Genomic DNA, 16421 nt, shown 5'->3' with positions numbered 1-16421 from the left:
ACGTACTCACGCCGGGATATGAGTACGTCCGCGCATGACTCCGGTTGTGTCGGGCGCCACACTCCGGTCATGGACAACGCCTTGCCGCCCGCGGACGAGCTCGTGCTCGTCGACCGCGAGCTGGCTCAACTCGACGCCCGCCGGTCTCAGTTGCTGGCCCGCCGGGCCTGGCTGCTGCAGGCGCTGCGGCCGGTCGCCGCGGCCTCTCGGCCCGCGCCGCCGCGCCCGGTCGCGGATGCGACCCCGCGCAGCGCGCAGAACGTGCTGCTGACCCTGGGCGGGGTGCTGCTGACCATCGCGGCGGTCGCCTTCACCCTGGTGAGCTGGGGCTCGATGGGGATCGGCGGCCGTGCCGCCGTGCTGTTCGTGGTGACGTCGGCGGCTCTGGCCGTGCCGGTGGCGCTGCTGCGGCGGGGACTCGGCTCCACGGCGGAGTCGGTGGCCGCGCTTGGTATGGCCCTCATGGTGCTGGACGCGTACGCCCTGCACCGGGTGGCGCTGACCGGCACGGACGCTCTCGCGTACACGGCGGTGGCGTCGGCGGTGCTCGCGGGCGCCTGGACGGCGTACGGCTCGGCGCTCGGCCGGCTGCGGATTCCGCTGCCCACGGCGGTGGTGGCGGCTCAACTGCCGCTCCCGCTGGGCGTCCTGGCGGCGGACGGCGGTCCCCTGGCGCTGGCCTGGGCGGCGCTCGCCACGGCCGTGCTGGATCTCGCGGTGGTGGTGCGACTGAATCCGGCGGCCGCGGCGGTACGGACGACGGCGTGCGTGGGCGCCGGTGCGCTGGGGGGATGGGCGCTGCTGACGGGCGCCCGGCTGTCGCTGTCGTCGCCAATGCCGGCGGGTGCGCTGCTGCTGGCCTGCGCCGCGGTGGCGCTGGGTCTGGCGTGGCGCGTCGCTGGCGTCGCGGTGGCCGCGTCGGCGGTGGCGGGTCTCGCGACGGTCGTGGCGGCGGGCGGTGCACTGCGCGCGGTGGTTCCGGGCGACTGGGCCGTGCCCGGATACGTGCTGTGCGCGGTGGCCCTGGCCGCGGTGCTGCGCTCGGCGGCGCCCCGCGCGGTGAAGCTGGGCCTGTCGGGCGCCGGCGCCGGGGTACTGGCCGTGGGTGTGGTGTGGGCGCTGCCGCCGGCGGTGGTGGCGCTGGTGACGCCGGTGGCGCGGACGACGGAGGTCTGGTCGGGCGAGCACGCGGCGCGGTACCTGACTTCGTACCCCTCGACGGCGCCGCTGGTGCTGCTGCTCGCGACGGCGGCCCTGGCTCCGGTGCCGCGCCTCTGGGCCCGCGGCGGCGCGCTGTTCCTGGCCTGGGCGACGCTCACGGCGCTGCCGCTCTCCCTGGACCTGCCGTACGCCGCGACCTTGAGCGTCCAGCTCCTCACCACGGCGGCGGCGCTGTACGCGGCGGTCCGGCCGGGTGCCCTGACACGTCGTGTGCCGATGCCGGTGCCGGCCCCCGTGGCGGCTCGGCCGGCTGACGGCACCGGCGTGGGCCTGGCCGTCGGCGAGACGCGCCCCGGTGCGGCGACGACGGAGACCGTCGGTGCGGACGCCGAGCCCACCGGCGCCGGCGCCGAGGCAGGCGGGCCGGAACCCGCCCCGGGCACCGGTGCGGACGCCCAGGGTGGGTCCGGCGTGGCCTGGGAAGGGTGGAGGCCCGACGATGCGGCGGCGGCCGCTCCTTCCCGGGCGGTCTCCCCCGCGATGCCGCCCCGTGAGGTCCTCGCCTGGAGCGGGCTGGGCTGCGGGCTCGCCTCGGCCGCGAGTGCGACGGCTCTCGCCCTCGACACGCGGGCGGCCACCTTCACCACCCTGGGGCTGCTCCTCGGGCTGTTCACCGCCGTGGCCTTCCTCGCCGACGGCGCCCGGCGGGCCGTGGGCGCGTGCGCGGCGGTCGTCGCGGCAACCGGGCTCGTGCTCGCCGGGGCGGCGGCCTCGGAGTCGGCCGACCACCACACGGCCCTCGCCCTGCTCGCGGTTCCGGCGGCCACCGCCGCGATCGGCGCGCGCCTGCGCCGGCACCCGGTCGCGCCTCCCGTGGAGATCGCCGGTGCCGCCGCGGGTCTGCTGTCCCTGAGCCTCGCCGCCTCCCGGCCTGCCGTTCTCGCTCTCGTACTGGCCCTGGGCGGGGTGATCGCGGCGGCGACCGCGGTACGTCCCGAGCGGCGCGTGTTCGCCTCGTGGACGGCCGCCGGCCTGTTCCTCCTGGCGGCGTGGGTGCGGCTCGCCGTCTGGGACGTCGAGACCCCGGAGGCGTACACGCTGCCGGTCACCGTGCCCGCGCTGGTGGTGGGCGTCCTGCGCCGGCGTCGCGACCCGGAGGCGTCCTCCTGGGCGGCGTACGGCCCCGGTCTGGCGGCGACGCTGGTGCCGAGCCTCGTCGCGGCCTGGGCGGACCCGCACTGGACGCGTCCGCTGCTCCTGGGCGCGGCCGCCCTGGTGGTGACGCTGCTGGGGGCGCGGTTCCGGCTGCAGGCGCTGCTGGTCCTCGGCGGAGCGGTGCTGGCCCTGGACGCGCTGCACGAGCTGGCGCCGTACGTGGTCCAGGTCGTGGGCGCGCTGCCCCGCTGGCTGCCGCCGGCGCTGGCGGGCGTACTGCTCCTGGCGGTGGGGGCGACGTACGAACAGCGGCTGCGGGACGCCCGGCGCCTGCGCGAGCGGCTGGGACGGATGCGCTGACGCGCAGGCGGACGGGGAACGCCGAAGGCCCGGAGACTGTGACCAGTCTCCGGGCCTTCGGTCCGGGTGGTGGGCGATACTGGGTTCGAACCAGTGACCTCTTCGGTGTGAACGAAGCGCTCTCCCACTGAGCTAATCGCCCGGGCGCACCGCAAACATTACCGCATGTCAGCGGCTGCCTCCGACCGTGGGGAGGTCACTGCTCTATCGTCCACGGCATGACGAAGCCGAACTTCCAGAGGTAGATCGCGACCAGTACGGCGACGATCACCAGACCGGCGGACGTGAGGATGATGTTGCGGCGGCGGACCTTGGGGTCGAGCGCGCGCTGCGCGGCCTCGGTGACTTTCCGCTTCGTCCAGCGGAGCACCAGCTGGGCCCAGACGAACTCGGTCGCCCAGATCGCCATGCCGCCGAAGATCACCAGCCAGCCGGGCCCGGGCAGCGGCAGCATCACGACGCCGGCACCGACGACGGCGAGGCCCACGATGAAGACGCCGACCTGCCAGCTCAGGTGCAGGGTCCGGCGGGCCTTGATGTACTCGGGGGCGCGGGATCCCAGCGGGGCTTCCCCGTCCGCCGCGGACCCCCCGGCGCGCTCGTCACTCTCCGCATTCATGGGCTCCAACCTACCGGATTCGCCCCCGTCACCAGAATGGCGGTATTACCCAAAGTTACACACGCCCATACGAGCTACCTGAACGATCACAAAACAGACAGAGGGGTTTACAACGGCACCGTAGGTGGCATGTCGATTTCGCCGACGTGCGAATCCCCGAGCGCACACTGAGCGAAAGGCCCTGGCGCTTATGAACACCACGGTCAGCTGCGAGCTGCACCTGCGCCTCGTTGTGTCGAGCGAGTCCTCACTGCCTGTACCCGCGGGCCTGCGGTATGACACGGCCGATCCGTATGCCGTGCACGCCACCTTCCACACCGGAGCCGAGGAGACGGTCGAGTGGGTCTTCGCCCGCGACCTTCTCGCCGAGGGGCTGCACCGGCCCACCGGCACCGGCGACGTCAGAGTCTGGCCGTCCCGCAGTCACGGTCAGGGCGTCGTCTGCATCGCGCTGAGTTCCCCCGAAGGCGAAGCCCTGCTCGAGGCCCCGGCGAGGGCCCTGGAGTCGTTCCTCAAGCGGACCGACGCCGCCGTGCCACCGGGCACCGAGCACCGGCACTTCGATCTCGACACGGAGCTCTCCCATATCCTGGCCGACAGCTGAGCCAGGCCGAGAGCCGCACGGCGCCGTCCGACTCGGGGAGACGGCGCCGCGCGGACAACCCCATACGGCCGACATCGGCGTCTCCCCCGCGCAGCCGGCGCGGGGAGGGCGCCGATGCCGCTTTTGCGGGGCATCGCGCTCTCTCCGGGGCCCCGGCCGGTCCGCCGGAACCGGGATTCGGCCCTGATCCGGCCCGCTTTCGGACCGCTCCCGGCAGCTCGCGGCGGAGCCGCTAGAGTCAGCGCAATCCCGCGGGCGCCGCCCGCAGCCGGCCAGGGAGCGCATCGTGCTGATCCCCCACGACACCCGGATCGCCCTCGACACCGTCGTCGATCTGGTGAACACCGCGCCGCAGAGCGACCGCGACGACACCCTCGGGGACCTCCCGTCACTGCACGCCTTCGTCCGCGCCCACGACATCAGCGACGTGGGTGAGCTGGACGAAGACGACCTGCGGGCCGTGCGGGACGTCCGCGCCAAGTTCGCGGCCGTCTTCGCCGCGCCGGACGCCCGGATCGCGGCGACGCTGATCAACCAGCTGGTCGCGGCGGCGGGCACGACGCCGCAGCTCACCGACCACGACGGCTACGACTGGCATGTGCACTACTTCGCGCCGGGCGCCTCTGTCGCCGACCATCTCGGCGCCGACTGCGGCATGGCGCTGGCCTTCATCGTCGTGGCGGGCGAGCAGGAGCGGCTGCGCCGCTGCGAGGCCCCGGACTGCGGCCGCGCGTTCGTCGATCTCTCCCGTAACCGCTCCCGCCGCTACTGCGACAGCCGCACCTGCGGTAACCGGCTGCACGTGGCCGCGTACCGGGCGCGCCGCAAGGAAGCGGCCCGCTGACCCGGCACCGGGCAGCCCCTCACAGCAGGAAGAGGTCGTGCACGGCGGCCATCAGCAGCAGACAGCCGATCACCGCGAGGAAGATCATCAGCGGCGGCTGGGAGAGCGCGAACAGACAACCGCGCGGCTCTTCGGTGGGGGCGGGGACGTGATCCCGCGAGGTATCCAGCATCTCGGGGGCGATCATGGCGCAGCCCAGGCCGGGACAGCCCGCAACACGCCCCTCGGAAACGGCCGTTCATCACATCCCGTGGACGCTCCGCCTGTCAGATCCCGTGCTTCTTCAGGATCGCCTCGATGTCACTGAAATCGTCCGCTCCCGCTGTCGCCTTCGGTTTCGGGGTCGCCCCCCGCTGTCCCTGACCGAGCGAGGGCGCCGAGGCGGCCGGCGCGACGGCGTCACGGCGCTCCCCGCCGCCCGTCTCCTTACGGCCCCCGCCCCTGCGGCGCTCGACGGCGCGCGTGGTCGTGAACAGCAGCCAGGCCGCGCCGAGGACACCGAAACCGGCCCAGGCGGTCGGACTGAAGGCCGTGTCGAAGGCCCACCGCACCGCCCCGGTCATGACCAGACCGACGGGCACCAGAGCGTAGGCGGCGATCCGCGCCGCGGCGAGGAAACGCCTGCGGTACGCCGTGATCGCGGCGACGGCAAGCCCCGCCGCGGACACCGCGGAACAAATGGTCTCGGCAAGCATGCGATCCTCCAGGCCCCGCGGTGACAGGTCCCTTCCATCCTGCACCGGACAGGTCCGCGGGGGCCATGTTCCGGGCCGACCTCAGGGAGATCTCCGGGTCTTCCCCGGGGTGATCCCCGCCCCGGTCCGGTTGGGGCGCGCCGCGGCGGGCTGGAAGACTGCTCCCATGAGCGACTCCACCATCACGCCCGCCTCCCCCGTCGTCCTGGAGGCCTGGTTCGACCTCCAGTGTCCCGACTGCTTCCAGGCCCTCGACGACGTGCGCGCGCTGCGCGAGAAGTACGGCGACCGGATCGACGTACAGCTGCGGCACTTCCCGCTGGAGAAGAACAAGCACGCCTACGCCGCCGCCCAGGCGGCGGAGGAGGCGGCCGAGCAGGGCAAGGACTGGCCGTACGTGGAGGCGCTGCTCGCCAGGACCGCGGACCTCCGGGACCGCGGCGAGCCGGTGCTCCTGGAGGTCGCGGCCGAACTGGGTCTGGACGCCGAGGAGTTCGACACCGCCTTGATCGACGGCCGGCACCTGCTGACCGTCGACGCCGACCAGGCGGAGGGCAAGGCGATCAAGGTGACGGGCACGCCGACCTATGTCGTGGCCGGCGAGCGCCTCGACGGCGGCAAGAGCCAGGAGGGCCTGCGCGCCCGCATCGAGGAGATCGTCGACCGCCTGCTCGTCGGCGACGCCGCCTACTAAGCCGGGTCCGTAAAGTCCCGCCTGGCACGCACGCTCGCCGCGTTGTCGGGATCACCCGAGTAGGCCCGGTACGAGGGCGGCCCTCCGCCTCGCGATCGCACGCACCGGACGCCGCGGGCCCTGCCCTGCGGGCAGACGGCGCTACCTCGTGATCAATACACCTAGAGCAGCGTTTTGTAGCTGTTGACGAAGGTCGTGCGGTAGCCGAGCGACTCGTAGAGGCGGATCGCCGGGGTGTTGCCCGTGAAGACGTGAAGGCCCAGCCGTCGCTCGCCGGCGTCGAGCGCGACCCGTTCGGCGAGCAGCATCAGGGCCCGGCCGTAGCCCCGGCCGCGCTGCGCCTCGGCGACCTCGATGTCGTACACGTAGGCGACACGAGCCCCCGGTTCGAGCTCGAAGCGGCCGGTCCACAGGAACCCGGCGGCCTCCCCGTCCCGTACGGCGACGTGGATCGTCGTACCGGGCGTGGCCAGTCCCTGCGGGAGATGTGTGTGGTGGCTGGCCTCGGCCTTGGCGCGGGCCTGGTCCTCCGGCACGCCGCGCTCGACCCAGCTGCGCGCGAAAGCGTCCTTGGCCTTCGCCTCCCACACCGTGAACTCCGCCTCGGTCATCGGGCGGATCTCGACGCCGGGCGGCAGCACGGGAGGCTCCGCAGGCAGCTGCTTGACCATGTTCCGGCTGCGCTCGGTGTAGCCGAGCGCAGCCGCCATCCGCAGCGCCGCCTCCGCGTCCGCCGGTACGGAGATCTGGACCTGGCCGCAGCCCCAGCCGCGCAGGACCTCCTCGGCGGCCAGCGCCGCGACCGTGCCGCGGCCGCGACGGCGGTCCTTCTCGTCGATGCCCAGCGCCTCGATCACACCGTAGGCGGCGCCGAAGCCCGGTGCGGTGGCGAGGCGGACGGAGCCGACGCGGCGGCTGTTCACGCACACGTCGTAGGTGCGTGAACGGTCGCCGTCGGGGGTCTGCTGAAGCGGCCCGACCGGCCGCAGGGTGGTGGTCATCACGGCTGTTGTACCCACCCCTGGGCTCGCCGTCATCCGCTTTCCCGCCGGACTTCTAACCGAGGCGCGGATCCCGGTCCGCCGCCGCCCGCTCGTCGAAGACCCGCATGGCCTTGGCGGTCACCGGCCCGGGTGCGACGGTCAGTTCGCGACCGTCGACGCGGTGCACGGCCTGGATGTCGCGGAGCGTCGAGGTCAGGAAGATCTCCTCGGCACTCTCCAGGGCGTCGAGGGGAAGGTCGGTCTCCTCCGCGCCGGTCCACTCCACGGCGAGGGCGCGGGTGATGCCGGCCAGGCAGCCGGAGGAGACGGGCGGGGTGTGGATCCGCCCGTCGAGCACGACGAAGACATTGGAGCCGGTGCCCTCGCAGAGCTGCCCGACGGTGTTGGCGAAGAGAGCCTCGGAGGCGCCCCGTTCGCGCGCCCGGGCGAGCGCGACGACGTTCTCGGCGTACGAGGTGGTCTTCAGGCCGGTGAGCGCGCCGCGCTCGTTGCGCGTCCAGGGGACCGTGATCACGGCGGTGGAGTCGGGGCGGCGCCCCGTCTCGCCAAGGGCCACGACGAGGCCGGCGCCCGCGTCGCCGCGCTCCGAGCCGAGCGGGGAGAGCCCGCCGGTGTACGTGATGCGCAGGCGCCCCAGCTCCATGGGGTTGGCCTCCAGGACGGCGGCACAGGCGCGCCGGACCTCGTCGAGGTCGGGCTCCGGCAGCCCGAGGCCCCGGGCGGAGCGGCCGAGCCGCTCCAGGTGGAGCGTGAGCGCAAACGTTTCCCCGCGGACGGCCTTGACCGTTTCGAAGACGCCGTCGCCGACGGTCAGGCCGTGGTCCAGTACGGACACCCGGGCTTCCTCCACGTGGTGCAGCCCGCCGTTGACCCAGATTTTCATCGAGAAATGGCCTTTCCGCTCGCCTCGTACGCGGCCGACGCTACCGCCAGCAGTCGCGACGCCTTCAATTCTGTCTCCGCCCACTCGCGCTCGGGGTCGGAACCCCAGGTGATGCCCGCTCCGGTGCCGAAGCGGAGCATGCCCTCGGCCCGGTCGATCCAGAAGGTCCGTATCCCGACGGCCAGCTCGGCGGTGCGGCGGTCCGCGTCGACCCAGCCGACACCCCCGCAGTACGGGCCCCGGGCTGTGGTCTCCAGAGCCTCGATGATCCGCAGCGCGCTGGACTTGGGGGCGCCGGTGACGGATCCGGGCGGGAACGTGGCGTCGAGGAGCTCCCGCCAGCCCGCGCTCTCGTCGAGCTCGCCGCGGACGGTGGAGACGAGGTGGACGAGCCCGGGGTGGGGTTCGACCGCGCAGAGCTCGGGAACGGTGACCGATCCGGAGGCGCAGACCCGGCCGAGGTCGTTCCGTACCAGGTCCACGATCATCACGTTCTCGGCGTGGTCCTTCTCCAGCAGGTCCTCGGCGGTGCGGCCGGTGCCCTTGATGGGTCCCGACTCCACGGTGTGGCCGTCTCGGCGCAGATAGAGTTCGGGGGACGCGGTGGCGATCTCCACGCCGTGGGCGGGAAGGCGAATCGTTCCCGCGTAGGGAGCGGGGTTGCCGCGCGCGAGGAGCGCGGTGAGCGCGTCGACGTCGGCCGCCGCCGGATCGGGCAGCGGCGCGGACATCACCCGGCAGAGGTTCGCCTGGTACACCTCACCCCGCGCGATGTGCTCGCGGATCCGGCGGACGCCCTCGGTGTACGCGACGCGGTCGAGCGACGACGTCCAGTCACCGGCGGCGGGTCCGCGCCAGGCGCCGGGCAGGGGCGCGGGAACGGGATCCGGCCGTACGTCCCCGAAGCGGGCGCAGGTCAGACGGCCCTCGAAGTCCGCGCAGACGGCCCAGAAGCCGACGGAGTCCAAGGCCTCGGGGTCACTGGTGACATCCCGCAGGTCGGTGGCGAGGAGGCCGCCGAAGCGGGCCAGAGGAGCAAGGTCGTGCACGCCTGCGAGTCTAGGCGGGGCCGGGGGCGCGAGGAGGGGGCGTGCGACGGGGCCTGCGGGCCGGTCCCCATGGCGCCTGCGAGCCACCTCGGGAACACGGTGAGTGAACGAGGTGCCAACGCTCCTGGGGGCCCGGCTCGGCAGACAGCTCCGTACGTGCCTCAGCACGCTGCGGAAACGCGTTTTTGTGCTGGCCCAGGAATCCGCTAGAGTTCAACACGTCGCCGGGACGCGCAAGCGAAACGGAAACGACAAGCGGACGTGGCTCAGTTGGTAGAGCATCACCTTGCCAAGGTGAGGGTCGCGAGTTCGAATCTCGTCGTCCGCTCGATGTGGGGGATCTTCCCGAACCCCCGTATTCACTCCTGGTGGAGTGGCCGAGAGGCGAGGCAACGGCCTGCAAAGCCGTCTACACGGGTTCAAATCCCGTCTCCACCTCCATGGACGATTAGCTCAGCGGGAGAGCGCTTCCCTGACACGGAAGAGGTCACTGGTTCAATCCCAGTATCGTCCACTGATCCGTAAGGATCTGGTCCGCAAGGATCCCCGCGCGATTAGCTCAGCGGGAGAGCGCTTCCCTGACACGGAAGAGGTCACTGGTTCAATCCCAGTATCGCGCACGCAGTAAACCCTTGGTCCTGTAAGGTGTGGGACCGACCCGCGCGATTAGCTCAGCGGGAGAGCGCTTCCCTGACACGGAAGAGGTCACTGGTTCAATCCCAGTATCGCGCACGCACTGTACGAAGCCCCCGGCCGCCTCTCGCGGCCGGGGGCTTCTTCGTACCCGCTCCCCCGTGCGTCAGGAGGAGAAGAGCATCCGGCCGAAGCCGCGCTGACGGTAGTGACCGCCCTGGTGGTGGCCACCGTGGTGCGGGGCGCCCCAGGCCGGAGCGGCGGGGGCGGGCTGCGCCGGGTAGGCCGGCGGGGCGGGCGCGGGCGGCGCCTGCTGCACCCACTGGGACTCGAGCCGGGTCAGGGCCTCCAGCTCGCCGTAGTCCAGGAAGATCCCGCGGCAGCCGCTGCACTGCTCGATCTGGACGCCGTTGCGGTTGTACGTGTGCATCGCTGCGTGGCACTTGGGGCACTGCATGCTCGGCTCAACTCCCTGCCGGTTCGAATGAAGACTTCACCTTACGTGGACGCCGGCGGGGTCAACTCGGTTCGGGCGGAGCCTATTCGGGCACAGGTGTCGATCATCACGTCCTCGACCTCGTCGAGCGGGCGTCCTTCGGCGGTCGACTTGGCCAGGGCGAGGGCCGCGGTCTGCACGGTCAGGGCGCGGGCGGGGACGTCGAGTTGGACCCAGGGGTCGCGGGGGTCGACGGCCGGACCCGCGGCCGCCAGATAGGCCCCGAGGAAGCGCGACCAGACGTGGGGCGGCAGGATGCCGGCGGCGAACCAGGCGGCGGGGCGTGCCAGGTCCCAGGCGGGGTCGCCCAGACCGAGATCGTCCACGTCGATGAGGAGCCAGGGGGAGGCGGGGTGCTGGGGGCGCTGGGGGGCGCGCACGAGTTGCCCGAGGTGGAAGTCGCCGTGGCAGAGGACCCGGAGGTGGCGGGCCGGCTCCTTCGGCAGCGTGCCCCAGGCGCGCAGAACCGTCTCGACGGCGGGGCGGGACGCGCCGGCTCTGCGCATCCGGTCGACGGCGAGGGTCGCTTTGACGGGGGCGCGCATGTCCGGGAGGCGCTTGACGGGCGGCGCGGTCCGGTGCAACAGGGCGAGGAGCCGGGCGGCGTCCTCCCAGGGGGCGGCGTCGGGGTCGGCGGGGTCCACAGGGGTGCCGTGGGGCCAGGCGGTGAGGAGGCGGTCGTCGACGGTGCCGGGCGGCTGGGCGAGGGGCGGCAGGAGGACGTCTCGCAGGCCGGGGTGCGCGGCGACGGCGATCCGCGCGCGGTGCTCCTCGCCGTCGATGCCGGGGGCGTGCGCCTTGACGACGACCGCGCCGTGCCGGACGACGGTCCCGTCTTCCCGGTCGGCGAGGACGCCGTCGGGGCAGGAGCAGACGCCGGCGGGGGTGGGGCCGGGATGGGCCGCTTCCCGCGCGAGGGAACGCAGCCGCTCAAGATCGTGTGCGAGCACCCAAGGAGCCTACGCGCCGCCCCGCCCGCGCCGACCCCCCGCAAGGGATGCTGCCCCCACCCCGCCCCTTCCCGAAATCCTGCCGGGGGCTGATGGGGTGGACTGCCGGCGGGCGCCGCGGGCGGCGAGGCGTTGAAGGCCACGGTGGGCGGCGGGGCCGCCGCCGGGGCACCGCGGACGGGGGCGGAGGCCCCTGTGCGTCGGGCAAGTGGGCTCGGGCCCCGGGGCGGCAGCTTCACGCCGGTGCCGGTGGGCCACCGCGGAGGGACGCCGAACCGCACGGCACCGACGCGGGCGGCCGAAAGGCACCACACCCTGCGGACGGCCGGACGGGGCGGAGGCCCTTGCGGCGGGCGTGGGGCCAAGGCCTCGCGCGGCGGCTTCGCCCCGGGCCCGGTGAGCCCCCGTGGAGGAACGTCGTAAGAGCCGGGCGTGGGGACTGAGACCTCAGAGGCAGCTTCGCCCCGGGCCCGGTGGGCCCGTGGAGGAACGTCGAAGGAGCCGGGCGTGGGGGCCAAGGCCTCGCGCGGCGGCTTCGCCCCGGGCCCGGTGGGCCCGTGGAGGAACGTCGAAGGAGCCGGGCGGAAGACTCCGGTGCGCGGCGGATTCGCGCTGGGGCGGGGCCGCGGCTGCCGGGAACGCGCGAGGGCCGGTCAGCTCCCCAGCTGACCGGCCCCACGCTGCCGTCCGCCGCACCCCCGTCCCCACGGGGTTGTTGGCCGGATGTCCCCGACCCGGGCCGCTCTCCCGGGTCCGGGGCGCCGCTCAGCGCCCCAGCATCACGCCCACGGACGACGCCTGTGTGACCACTGCGTCCCAGCCGCCGAAGACGACGACCAGCAGGGTCGCGAGAGGGAGGACCATGGCGGTCGCCACCAGGGGGTGGCGGCGGCCCGAAGGGCGGGTGTTCATCCGCGATGCCGTGAACGCCATGGGTCCTCTCCTGTTCGTGTTGGCAGCGGCGGGTGTCTGACCTCGGGGGACGAGTGCTGCACCCGCCGCTTGACCTCAACACTAGGCACCGGGCCCCGCCCCGACGTCATGCCCGCGTACCGACTTGCGGGCCTCCCGGAGGATGACCCGCCCCCTCAGGGAGTACTCCCCTGGGTGGAGAGACCTCCCTAGGACTGAGGGTCTTCCCGGAGGGGCACCGGCTGCTCCACCAGCGCGAGGACCCGGCTCGCCATGAAGCGCGCCGTCCGGACCACCACTCCCGTACGCGTGACTTCGCTCACTTCGACCACCCCCCGCCGTACCGCCGTCTCCACCCTCCGGCCCGCCCTGCTCGCCACCACTTCATAGGTCCGAGTCGTGTCCCCCGCGTCCACGACTATCTCCACCCGATCACCCTTCATCGATCCAATCCCCCTTCTGCGACCGGACATTGGGAAATCACGCGATCCCGACGGCCGTCGACGACGGCATCCTGACCACCCCTCAAGTGTCCTCCCCAGCACTGACAATCGATCCCCGCGGGAGGGCGCGGCCTATGAGCACACCAGGGCGCCAATACGTAAGCTGTGCCACGTCGAACGGACGAGGGGACGGACATGGCGATGATGCGGCTCCGGCGCGAGGATCCGCGGATTGTCGGGGCGTTCCGGCTCCACCGCAGGCTGGGTGCCGGCGGGATGGGAGTCGTCTATCTCGGCTCCGACCGCCGCGGACAGCGGGTCGCGCTGAAGGTGATCCGCCCCGACCTCGCCGAGGACCAGGAGTTCCGCTCCCGGTTCGCCCGCGAGGTGTCCGCCGCGCGCCGCATCCGCGGCGGCTGCACGGCCCGGCTGGTCGCCGCCGACCTCGACGCCGACCGGCCCTGGTTCGCCACCCAGTACGTTCCCGGCCCCTCCCTCCACGACCGGGTCGCCGAAGAGGGACCGCTGCGCGCCGCCGACGTGGCCGCCATCGGGGCCGCGCTCTCCGAGGGCCTCGTCGCCGTTCACGAGGCCGGCGTCGTACACCGGGACCTCAAGCCGTCGAACATCCTGCTCTCCCCCAAGGGCCCCCGGATCATCGACTTCGGGATCGCCTGGGCCACCGGCGCCAGCACCCTCACCCACGTGGGCACCGCCGTCGGCTCCCCCGGCTTCCTCGCCCCCGAGCAGGTCCGGGGCGCGGCCGTCACCCCGGCCACCGACGTCTTCTCGCTCGGCGCCACCCTCGCGTACGCCGCCATGGCCGACTCCCCCTTCGGGCACGGCAGTTCCGAGGTCATGCTCTACCGCGTGGTGCACGAGGAACCGCAGCTCCACGGCGTACCGGACGCCCTGGCCCCGCTGGTGCGGGCCTGTCTGGCCAAGGACCCCGAGGAACGTCCCAGCACCCTCCAGCTGTCCATGCGGCTCAAGGAGATCGCCGCGCGCGAGGCCCAGGGCCTGCCCGCCTCCCGCCCCCCGGCACAGCGGGAACGCACGGAGCACTCCACCGGAGCGGGCATCCGGCCGACGGAGCGGTACACCGAAGGCGGTACGCAGGGCCGCTCCGCTCAGGGCCCCGCCCCGCGTACGGGCGGATCGCGTACGGGAGGATCTCGTACCAGCGGATCACGTACGAACGGCCGGCAGGCCGCCCCTCAGTCACGGCCGAACGGCCGCCCCGCGCCCTCGTCCCGGCCCGGCGGCCGCACGACCTCCACGGGCCTGCGGCCCGCCAACCCGCGCCTGCTGCGCCAGCGCCTCTTCGTCTTCGTCGTGGTGACGCTGGTGGTCGCACTCGGAATCGCGGCCGCGCAGGCCCTCCAGGGCTAGGTCGTGTCCGGAAAGCAGCGCCATCTGCCCGCAGGGCAGGGCCAGCGGCGTCCGGTGCGTGCGATCGCAAGACGGAGGGTCGCCCTCGTACCGGGCGTACTCGGGTGATCCCGACAACGCGGCGAACGTGCGTGCCAGGCGTCGCGGGCCAGACGGGACTTCACGGACACGACCTAGGGGCGGCCGCTCGCCACCGCGTAGAAGGCGACCGCCGCCGCCGCGCCCACGTTGAGCGAGTCGACGCCGTGAGCCATCGGGATGCGCACCCACTCGTCGGCGGCACGCAGCGCCTGCGTCGACAGACCCTCGCCCTCGGCGCCGAGCATCAGCGCCGCCCGCTCCAGCTTGTGCGGGGCCGCCACGTCGATCGGCGAGGCCTTCTCGTCGGGAGTCAGGGCCAGCAGCTTGAAGCCCGCCTCCCGTACCGCCTCCAGACCTCGGGGCCAGGTGTCCAGACGGGCGTACGGGACCGAGAAGACCGCCCCCATGGAGACCTTCACCGACCGGCGGTACAGCGGATCCGCGCAGTCCGGGGAGAGCAGCACCGCGTCCATGCCGAGCGCCGCCGCGCTGCGGAAGATGGCGCCGATGTTGGTGTGGTCGTTGACCGACTCCATGACCGCGACCCGGCGGGCGTCACGGAGCAGTTCCTCGGCCGTCGGCAGCGGCTTGCGCTGCATGGACGCGAGAGCGCCACGATGCACGTGGTAGCCCGTCACCCGCTCGGCGAGGTCCGGCTGGACCGCGTACACGGGTGCCGGGACCTCGTCGATGACATCGCGCATCACGTCGATCCACTTGGCCGAGAGCAGCATCGACCGCATCTCGTAACCGGCCTGCCGGGCACGGCGGATGACCTTCTCACCCTCCGCGATGAACAGGCCCTCGGCGGGCTCGCGTCTGCGGCGCAGCTCCACGTCGGTCAGACCGGTGTAGTCGCTCAGACGCGGGTCGTCGGGGTCGTCGATGGTGATGAGTTCGGCCACGAGGTGATACTGCCTTGTCAGGGGTGCGGTGCCAATGTGTACGGCGGGTGGGCATGGGGTGCGGTCACCCGTGGTTACTTCACTTCACGAGCTTGTCGGGGCCCTCGCCGACCACGTCGCCGATCACGATGACGGCCGGCGGACGGACCTCCTCGGCCTTGACCGTCTCCGCGACCGTCGCCAGCGTCGCGTCCACCCGGCGCTGCGTGGCCGTCGTGCCCTCCTGGACGAGGGCGAGCGGTGTCTCCGGGGCCTTGCCGTGGGCGATCAGCGCCTCGGCGATCTTCCCGATCTTGTCCACGCCCATCAGGATCACCAGCGTGCCCGTGAGCTTGGCGAGGGACGCCCAGTCGACGAGGGAACGCGGGTCGTCGGGTGCCACATGTCCGCTGACGACGGTGAACTCGTGGGCCACACCGCGGTGGGTGACCGGGATGCCGGCCGCACCCGGGACGGAGATCGAGCTGGAGATGCCGGGGACCACCGTGCAGGCGATGCCCTCGGCGGCGAGCGCCTGGGCCTCCTCCATGCCCCGGCCGAAGACGAACGGGTCGCCGCCCTTGAGCCGCACGACCGACCTGCCCGCCTTGGCGTGCTCGATCAGGGCCTGGTTGATGGCCTCCTGGGCCATGAAACGGCCGTAGGGGATCTTCGCCGCGTCGATCACCTCGACGTGCGGAGGCAGCTCGTCCAGCAGGTCACGCGGGCCGAGGCGGTCCGCGATGACCACGTCCGCCTCCGCCAGCAGCCGGCGGCCGCGGACGGTGATGAGGTCCGGGTCGCCGGGGCCGCCGCCGACCAGGGCGACGAACGGGGAACGGGAACGGTGCTGCGGGGCCGTGATCGAACCGTCCCGCAGGCCCTCGACGATCGCGTCACGCACGGCCGCGGAACGGCGGGGATCGTGGCCGGTGAGCACGGCGACGGTCACGCCCTCGCTACGGCCGGTGGCCGGGGTCCAGGCGGTGGCCGCCTCGGCGTCGTCGGCACGCACGCACCAGGTCTTGGTCCGGTCGGCCTCGGCGGAGGCGGCGGCGTTGGCGACGGGGTCGCTGGTGGCCACGAGCGCGTACCAGGCGTCCGCGATGTCCCCGTCCTGGTAACGGCGCTTGACCCAGGCGATCTCCCCGGCCTCCGCCATGGCCTCGACGGACGGGGTCGCGGAGGGGGAGACGAGAGTGACGTCGGCGCCGGCCGCGATAAGGGCGGGGAGCCGCCGCTGGGCGACCTGGCCGCCGCCGAACACGACGACGCGGCGGCCGGAGAGGCGGAGTCCGACGGGGTAGGCGGGGTACTCGGCGTGCTCGGCCATGGGTGTGCGGCTCCTCGGAGGGGGCGGGACAGCGGGGGCCGCGTCGGCGCTGAAGCGGCTGGTGGGGCGGATTTTCAGACGCCCGCACCCACGATATCGGTCACCGGGGGTGGGCGGCCTGTGACCCATGTCCCTCTGGGACGGCATGGCATGGGGACGGGCACCGTGGGGGGTCGGTGCGTGGCGGCCGTTCCGGGGGCCGTATTCGGGACTGCGTGATTCACGGCGC

General features: G+C 73.1%; 17 protein-coding genes and 6 tRNA genes. 10 read left to right on the top strand and 13 right to left on the bottom strand.

Annotated elements, in window-relative coordinates; translation table 11 throughout:
- The first annotated feature begins 69 nt into the window (after positions 1-69).
- Positions 70-2676 (top strand): SCO7613 C-terminal domain-containing membrane protein, encoded by a 2607-nt coding sequence (locus IE136_RS10295; protein ID WP_158985520.1) that lies wholly within the window; start codon positions 70-72, stop codon positions 2674-2676.
- A gap of 67 nt (positions 2677-2743) precedes the next feature.
- On the opposite strand, the gene IE136_RS10290 is transcribed toward IE136_RS10295, so the two are convergent.
- Both IE136_RS10290 and IE136_RS10285 read right to left on the bottom strand, forming a co-directional pair.
- A tRNA-Val gene (locus IE136_RS10290) sits at positions 2744-2818 on the bottom strand.
- A gap of 54 nt (positions 2819-2872) precedes the next feature.
- Positions 2873-3295: a TIGR02611 family protein gene (locus IE136_RS10285; RefSeq protein ID WP_158985522.1), complete on the bottom strand. Its 423-nt coding sequence runs from the start codon at positions 3293-3295 to the stop codon at positions 2873-2875.
- A gap of 190 nt (positions 3296-3485) precedes the next feature.
- Between IE136_RS10285 and IE136_RS10280 the strand changes: the two genes are divergently transcribed.
- Both IE136_RS10280 and IE136_RS10275 read left to right on the top strand, forming a co-directional pair.
- The gene (locus tag IE136_RS10280; RefSeq protein ID WP_015032345.1) at positions 3486-3899 is read left to right on the top strand and encodes an SsgA family sporulation/cell division regulator; all 414 of its coding nucleotides are present in this window, start codon (positions 3486-3488) and stop codon (positions 3897-3899) included.
- 286 nt (positions 3900-4185) lie between these two features.
- Positions 4186-4743 carry a CGNR zinc finger domain-containing protein gene (locus IE136_RS10275; protein WP_158985524.1) on the top strand — a complete coding sequence of 186 codons (558 nt, stop codon included), beginning with the start codon at positions 4186-4188 and terminating at the stop codon, positions 4741-4743.
- Between the two features lie 19 nt (positions 4744-4762).
- On the opposite strand, the gene IE136_RS10270 is transcribed toward IE136_RS10275, so the two are convergent.
- The gene (locus tag IE136_RS10270; protein WP_189600166.1) at positions 4763-4915 is read right to left on the bottom strand and encodes a hypothetical protein; all 153 of its coding nucleotides are present in this window, start codon (positions 4913-4915) and stop codon (positions 4763-4765) included.
- Positions 4916-5009: 94 nt separating this feature from the next.
- On the bottom strand, positions 5010-5438 hold the full coding sequence (locus IE136_RS10265; protein WP_189600165.1) for a hypothetical protein: 429 nt from the start codon (positions 5436-5438) through the stop codon (positions 5010-5012).
- 166 nt (positions 5439-5604) lie between these two features.
- Between IE136_RS10265 and IE136_RS10260 the strand changes: the two genes are divergently transcribed.
- Positions 5605-6132, top strand: coding sequence for a DsbA family protein (locus IE136_RS10260; protein WP_189600164.1), 528 nt, complete (start codon positions 5605-5607; stop codon positions 6130-6132).
- Positions 6133-6293: 161 nt separating this feature from the next.
- Here the strand turns inward: IE136_RS10260 and IE136_RS10255 are convergent, their stop codons facing one another.
- Genes IE136_RS10255 through IE136_RS10245 form a run of 3 tightly spaced genes read right to left on the bottom strand, consistent with a single transcriptional unit; the run spans position 6294 to position 9068 of the window.
- Complete coding sequence (locus IE136_RS10255) at positions 6294-7133, bottom strand: GNAT family N-acetyltransferase (protein WP_158985530.1); 840 nt, start codon at positions 7131-7133, stop codon at positions 6294-6296.
- A gap of 55 nt (positions 7134-7188) precedes the next feature.
- Positions 7189-8019, bottom strand: a complete 831-nt coding sequence (locus tag IE136_RS10250) for an aminotransferase class IV (RefSeq protein WP_189600163.1) — start codon at positions 8017-8019, stop codon at positions 7189-7191.
- The gene (locus IE136_RS10245; protein WP_189600162.1) at positions 8016-9068 is read right to left on the bottom strand and encodes a chorismate-binding protein; all 1053 of its coding nucleotides are present in this window, start codon (positions 9066-9068) and stop codon (positions 8016-8018) included. Before IE136_RS10245 ends, IE136_RS10250 begins: the two co-directional genes overlap by 4 nt.
- A 255-nt stretch (positions 9069-9323) precedes the next feature.
- Here IE136_RS10245 and IE136_RS10240 point away from each other — a divergent pair.
- The 5 genes from IE136_RS10240 to IE136_RS10220 all read left to right on the top strand — a co-directional run bounded on the left by IE136_RS10240 (position 9324) and on the right by IE136_RS10220 (position 9800).
- Positions 9324-9396, top strand: a tRNA-Gly gene (locus tag IE136_RS10240).
- 39 nt (positions 9397-9435) lie between these two features.
- A tRNA-Cys gene (locus tag IE136_RS10235) sits at positions 9436-9509 on the top strand.
- Between the two features lies 1 nt (position 9510).
- Positions 9511-9582: transfer RNA gene (locus tag IE136_RS10230), tRNA-Val, on the top strand.
- Positions 9583-9616: 34 nt separating this feature from the next.
- A tRNA-Val gene (locus tag IE136_RS10225) sits at positions 9617-9688 on the top strand.
- 40 nt (positions 9689-9728) lie between these two features.
- Positions 9729-9800, top strand: a tRNA-Val gene (locus IE136_RS10220).
- Positions 9801-9867: 67 nt separating this feature from the next.
- On the opposite strand, the gene IE136_RS10215 is transcribed toward IE136_RS10220, so the two are convergent.
- The 4 genes from IE136_RS10215 to IE136_RS10200 form a co-directional block, all read right to left on the bottom strand.
- Positions 9868-10158, bottom strand: a complete 291-nt coding sequence (locus tag IE136_RS10215) for a TFIIB-type zinc ribbon-containing protein (protein WP_158985536.1) — start codon at positions 10156-10158, stop codon at positions 9868-9870.
- A gap of 41 nt (positions 10159-10199) precedes the next feature.
- Positions 10200-11147, bottom strand: a complete 948-nt coding sequence (locus IE136_RS10210) for a phosphotransferase family protein (RefSeq protein WP_189600161.1) — start codon at positions 11145-11147, stop codon at positions 10200-10202.
- Between the two features lie 765 nt (positions 11148-11912).
- Positions 11913-12080: a hypothetical protein gene (locus IE136_RS10205; protein ID WP_189600160.1), complete on the bottom strand. Its 168-nt coding sequence runs from the start codon at positions 12078-12080 to the stop codon at positions 11913-11915.
- Between the two features lie 188 nt (positions 12081-12268).
- Positions 12269-12502 (bottom strand): DUF8836 family protein, encoded by a 234-nt coding sequence (locus IE136_RS10200; protein WP_137990476.1) that lies wholly within the window; start codon positions 12500-12502, stop codon positions 12269-12271.
- A gap of 195 nt (positions 12503-12697) precedes the next feature.
- On the opposite strand from IE136_RS10200, the gene IE136_RS10195 reads away from it, so the two are divergent.
- A complete protein-coding gene (locus IE136_RS10195; RefSeq protein WP_158985540.1) occupies positions 12698-13894 on the top strand; it encodes a serine/threonine-protein kinase in 1197 nt (398 codons plus the stop codon).
- Between the two features lie 173 nt (positions 13895-14067).
- Here the strand turns inward: IE136_RS10195 and IE136_RS10190 are convergent, their stop codons facing one another.
- Both IE136_RS10190 and cobA read right to left on the bottom strand, forming a co-directional pair.
- Positions 14068-14880 carry a TrmH family RNA methyltransferase gene (locus tag IE136_RS10190; protein ID WP_158985542.1) on the bottom strand — a complete coding sequence of 271 codons (813 nt, stop codon included), beginning with the start codon at positions 14878-14880 and terminating at the stop codon, positions 14068-14070.
- A 79-nt stretch (positions 14881-14959) separates the two neighbouring features.
- Positions 14960-16192: a uroporphyrinogen-III C-methyltransferase gene (gene cobA / locus IE136_RS10185; RefSeq protein ID WP_189600159.1), complete on the bottom strand. Its 1233-nt coding sequence runs from the start codon at positions 16190-16192 to the stop codon at positions 14960-14962.
- Positions 16193-16421 lie beyond the last annotated feature (229 nt).

This window comes from Streptomyces lateritius (assembly GCF_014649715.1).
GTDB lineage: Bacteria > Actinomycetota > Actinomycetes > Streptomycetales > Streptomycetaceae > Streptomyces > Streptomyces lateritius.
Note: the sequence above shows the minus strand (reverse complement) of the source record. Positions and strands in the feature narration are given on the sequence as shown.

Coding starts and splice junctions, on each gene's coding strand:
- IE136_RS10295 (WP_158985520.1), top strand. CDS start 70: ATGGACAACGCCTTGCCGCCCGCGGACGAGCTCGTGCTCGTCGACCGC.
- IE136_RS10285 (WP_158985522.1), bottom strand. CDS start 3,295: ATGAATGCGGAGAGTGACGAGCGCGCCGGGGGGTCCGCGGCGGACGGG.
- IE136_RS10280 (WP_015032345.1), top strand. CDS start 3,486: ATGAACACCACGGTCAGCTGCGAGCTGCACCTGCGCCTCGTTGTGTCG.
- IE136_RS10270 (WP_189600166.1), bottom strand. CDS start 4,915: ATGCTGGATACCTCGCGGGATCACGTCCCCGCCCCCACCGAAGAGCCG.
- IE136_RS10265 (WP_189600165.1), bottom strand. CDS start 5,438: ATGCTTGCCGAGACCATTTGTTCCGCGGTGTCCGCGGCGGGGCTTGCC.
- IE136_RS10260 (WP_189600164.1), top strand. CDS start 5,605: ATGAGCGACTCCACCATCACGCCCGCCTCCCCCGTCGTCCTGGAGGCC.
- IE136_RS10255 (WP_158985530.1), bottom strand. CDS start 7,133: ATGACCACCACCCTGCGGCCGGTCGGGCCGCTTCAGCAGACCCCCGAC.
- IE136_RS10250 (WP_189600163.1), bottom strand. CDS start 8,019: ATGAAAATCTGGGTCAACGGCGGGCTGCACCACGTGGAGGAAGCCCGG.
- IE136_RS10215 (WP_158985536.1), bottom strand. CDS start 10,158: ATGCAGTGCCCCAAGTGCCACGCAGCGATGCACACGTACAACCGCAAC.
- IE136_RS10205 (WP_189600160.1), bottom strand. CDS start 12,080: ATGGCGTTCACGGCATCGCGGATGAACACCCGCCCTTCGGGCCGCCGC.
- IE136_RS10200 (WP_137990476.1), bottom strand. CDS start 12,502: ATGAAGGGTGATCGGGTGGAGATAGTCGTGGACGCGGGGGACACGACT.
- IE136_RS10195 (WP_158985540.1), top strand. CDS start 12,698: ATGGCGATGATGCGGCTCCGGCGCGAGGATCCGCGGATTGTCGGGGCG.
- cobA (WP_189600159.1), bottom strand. CDS start 16,192: ATGGCCGAGCACGCCGAGTACCCCGCCTACCCCGTCGGACTCCGCCTC.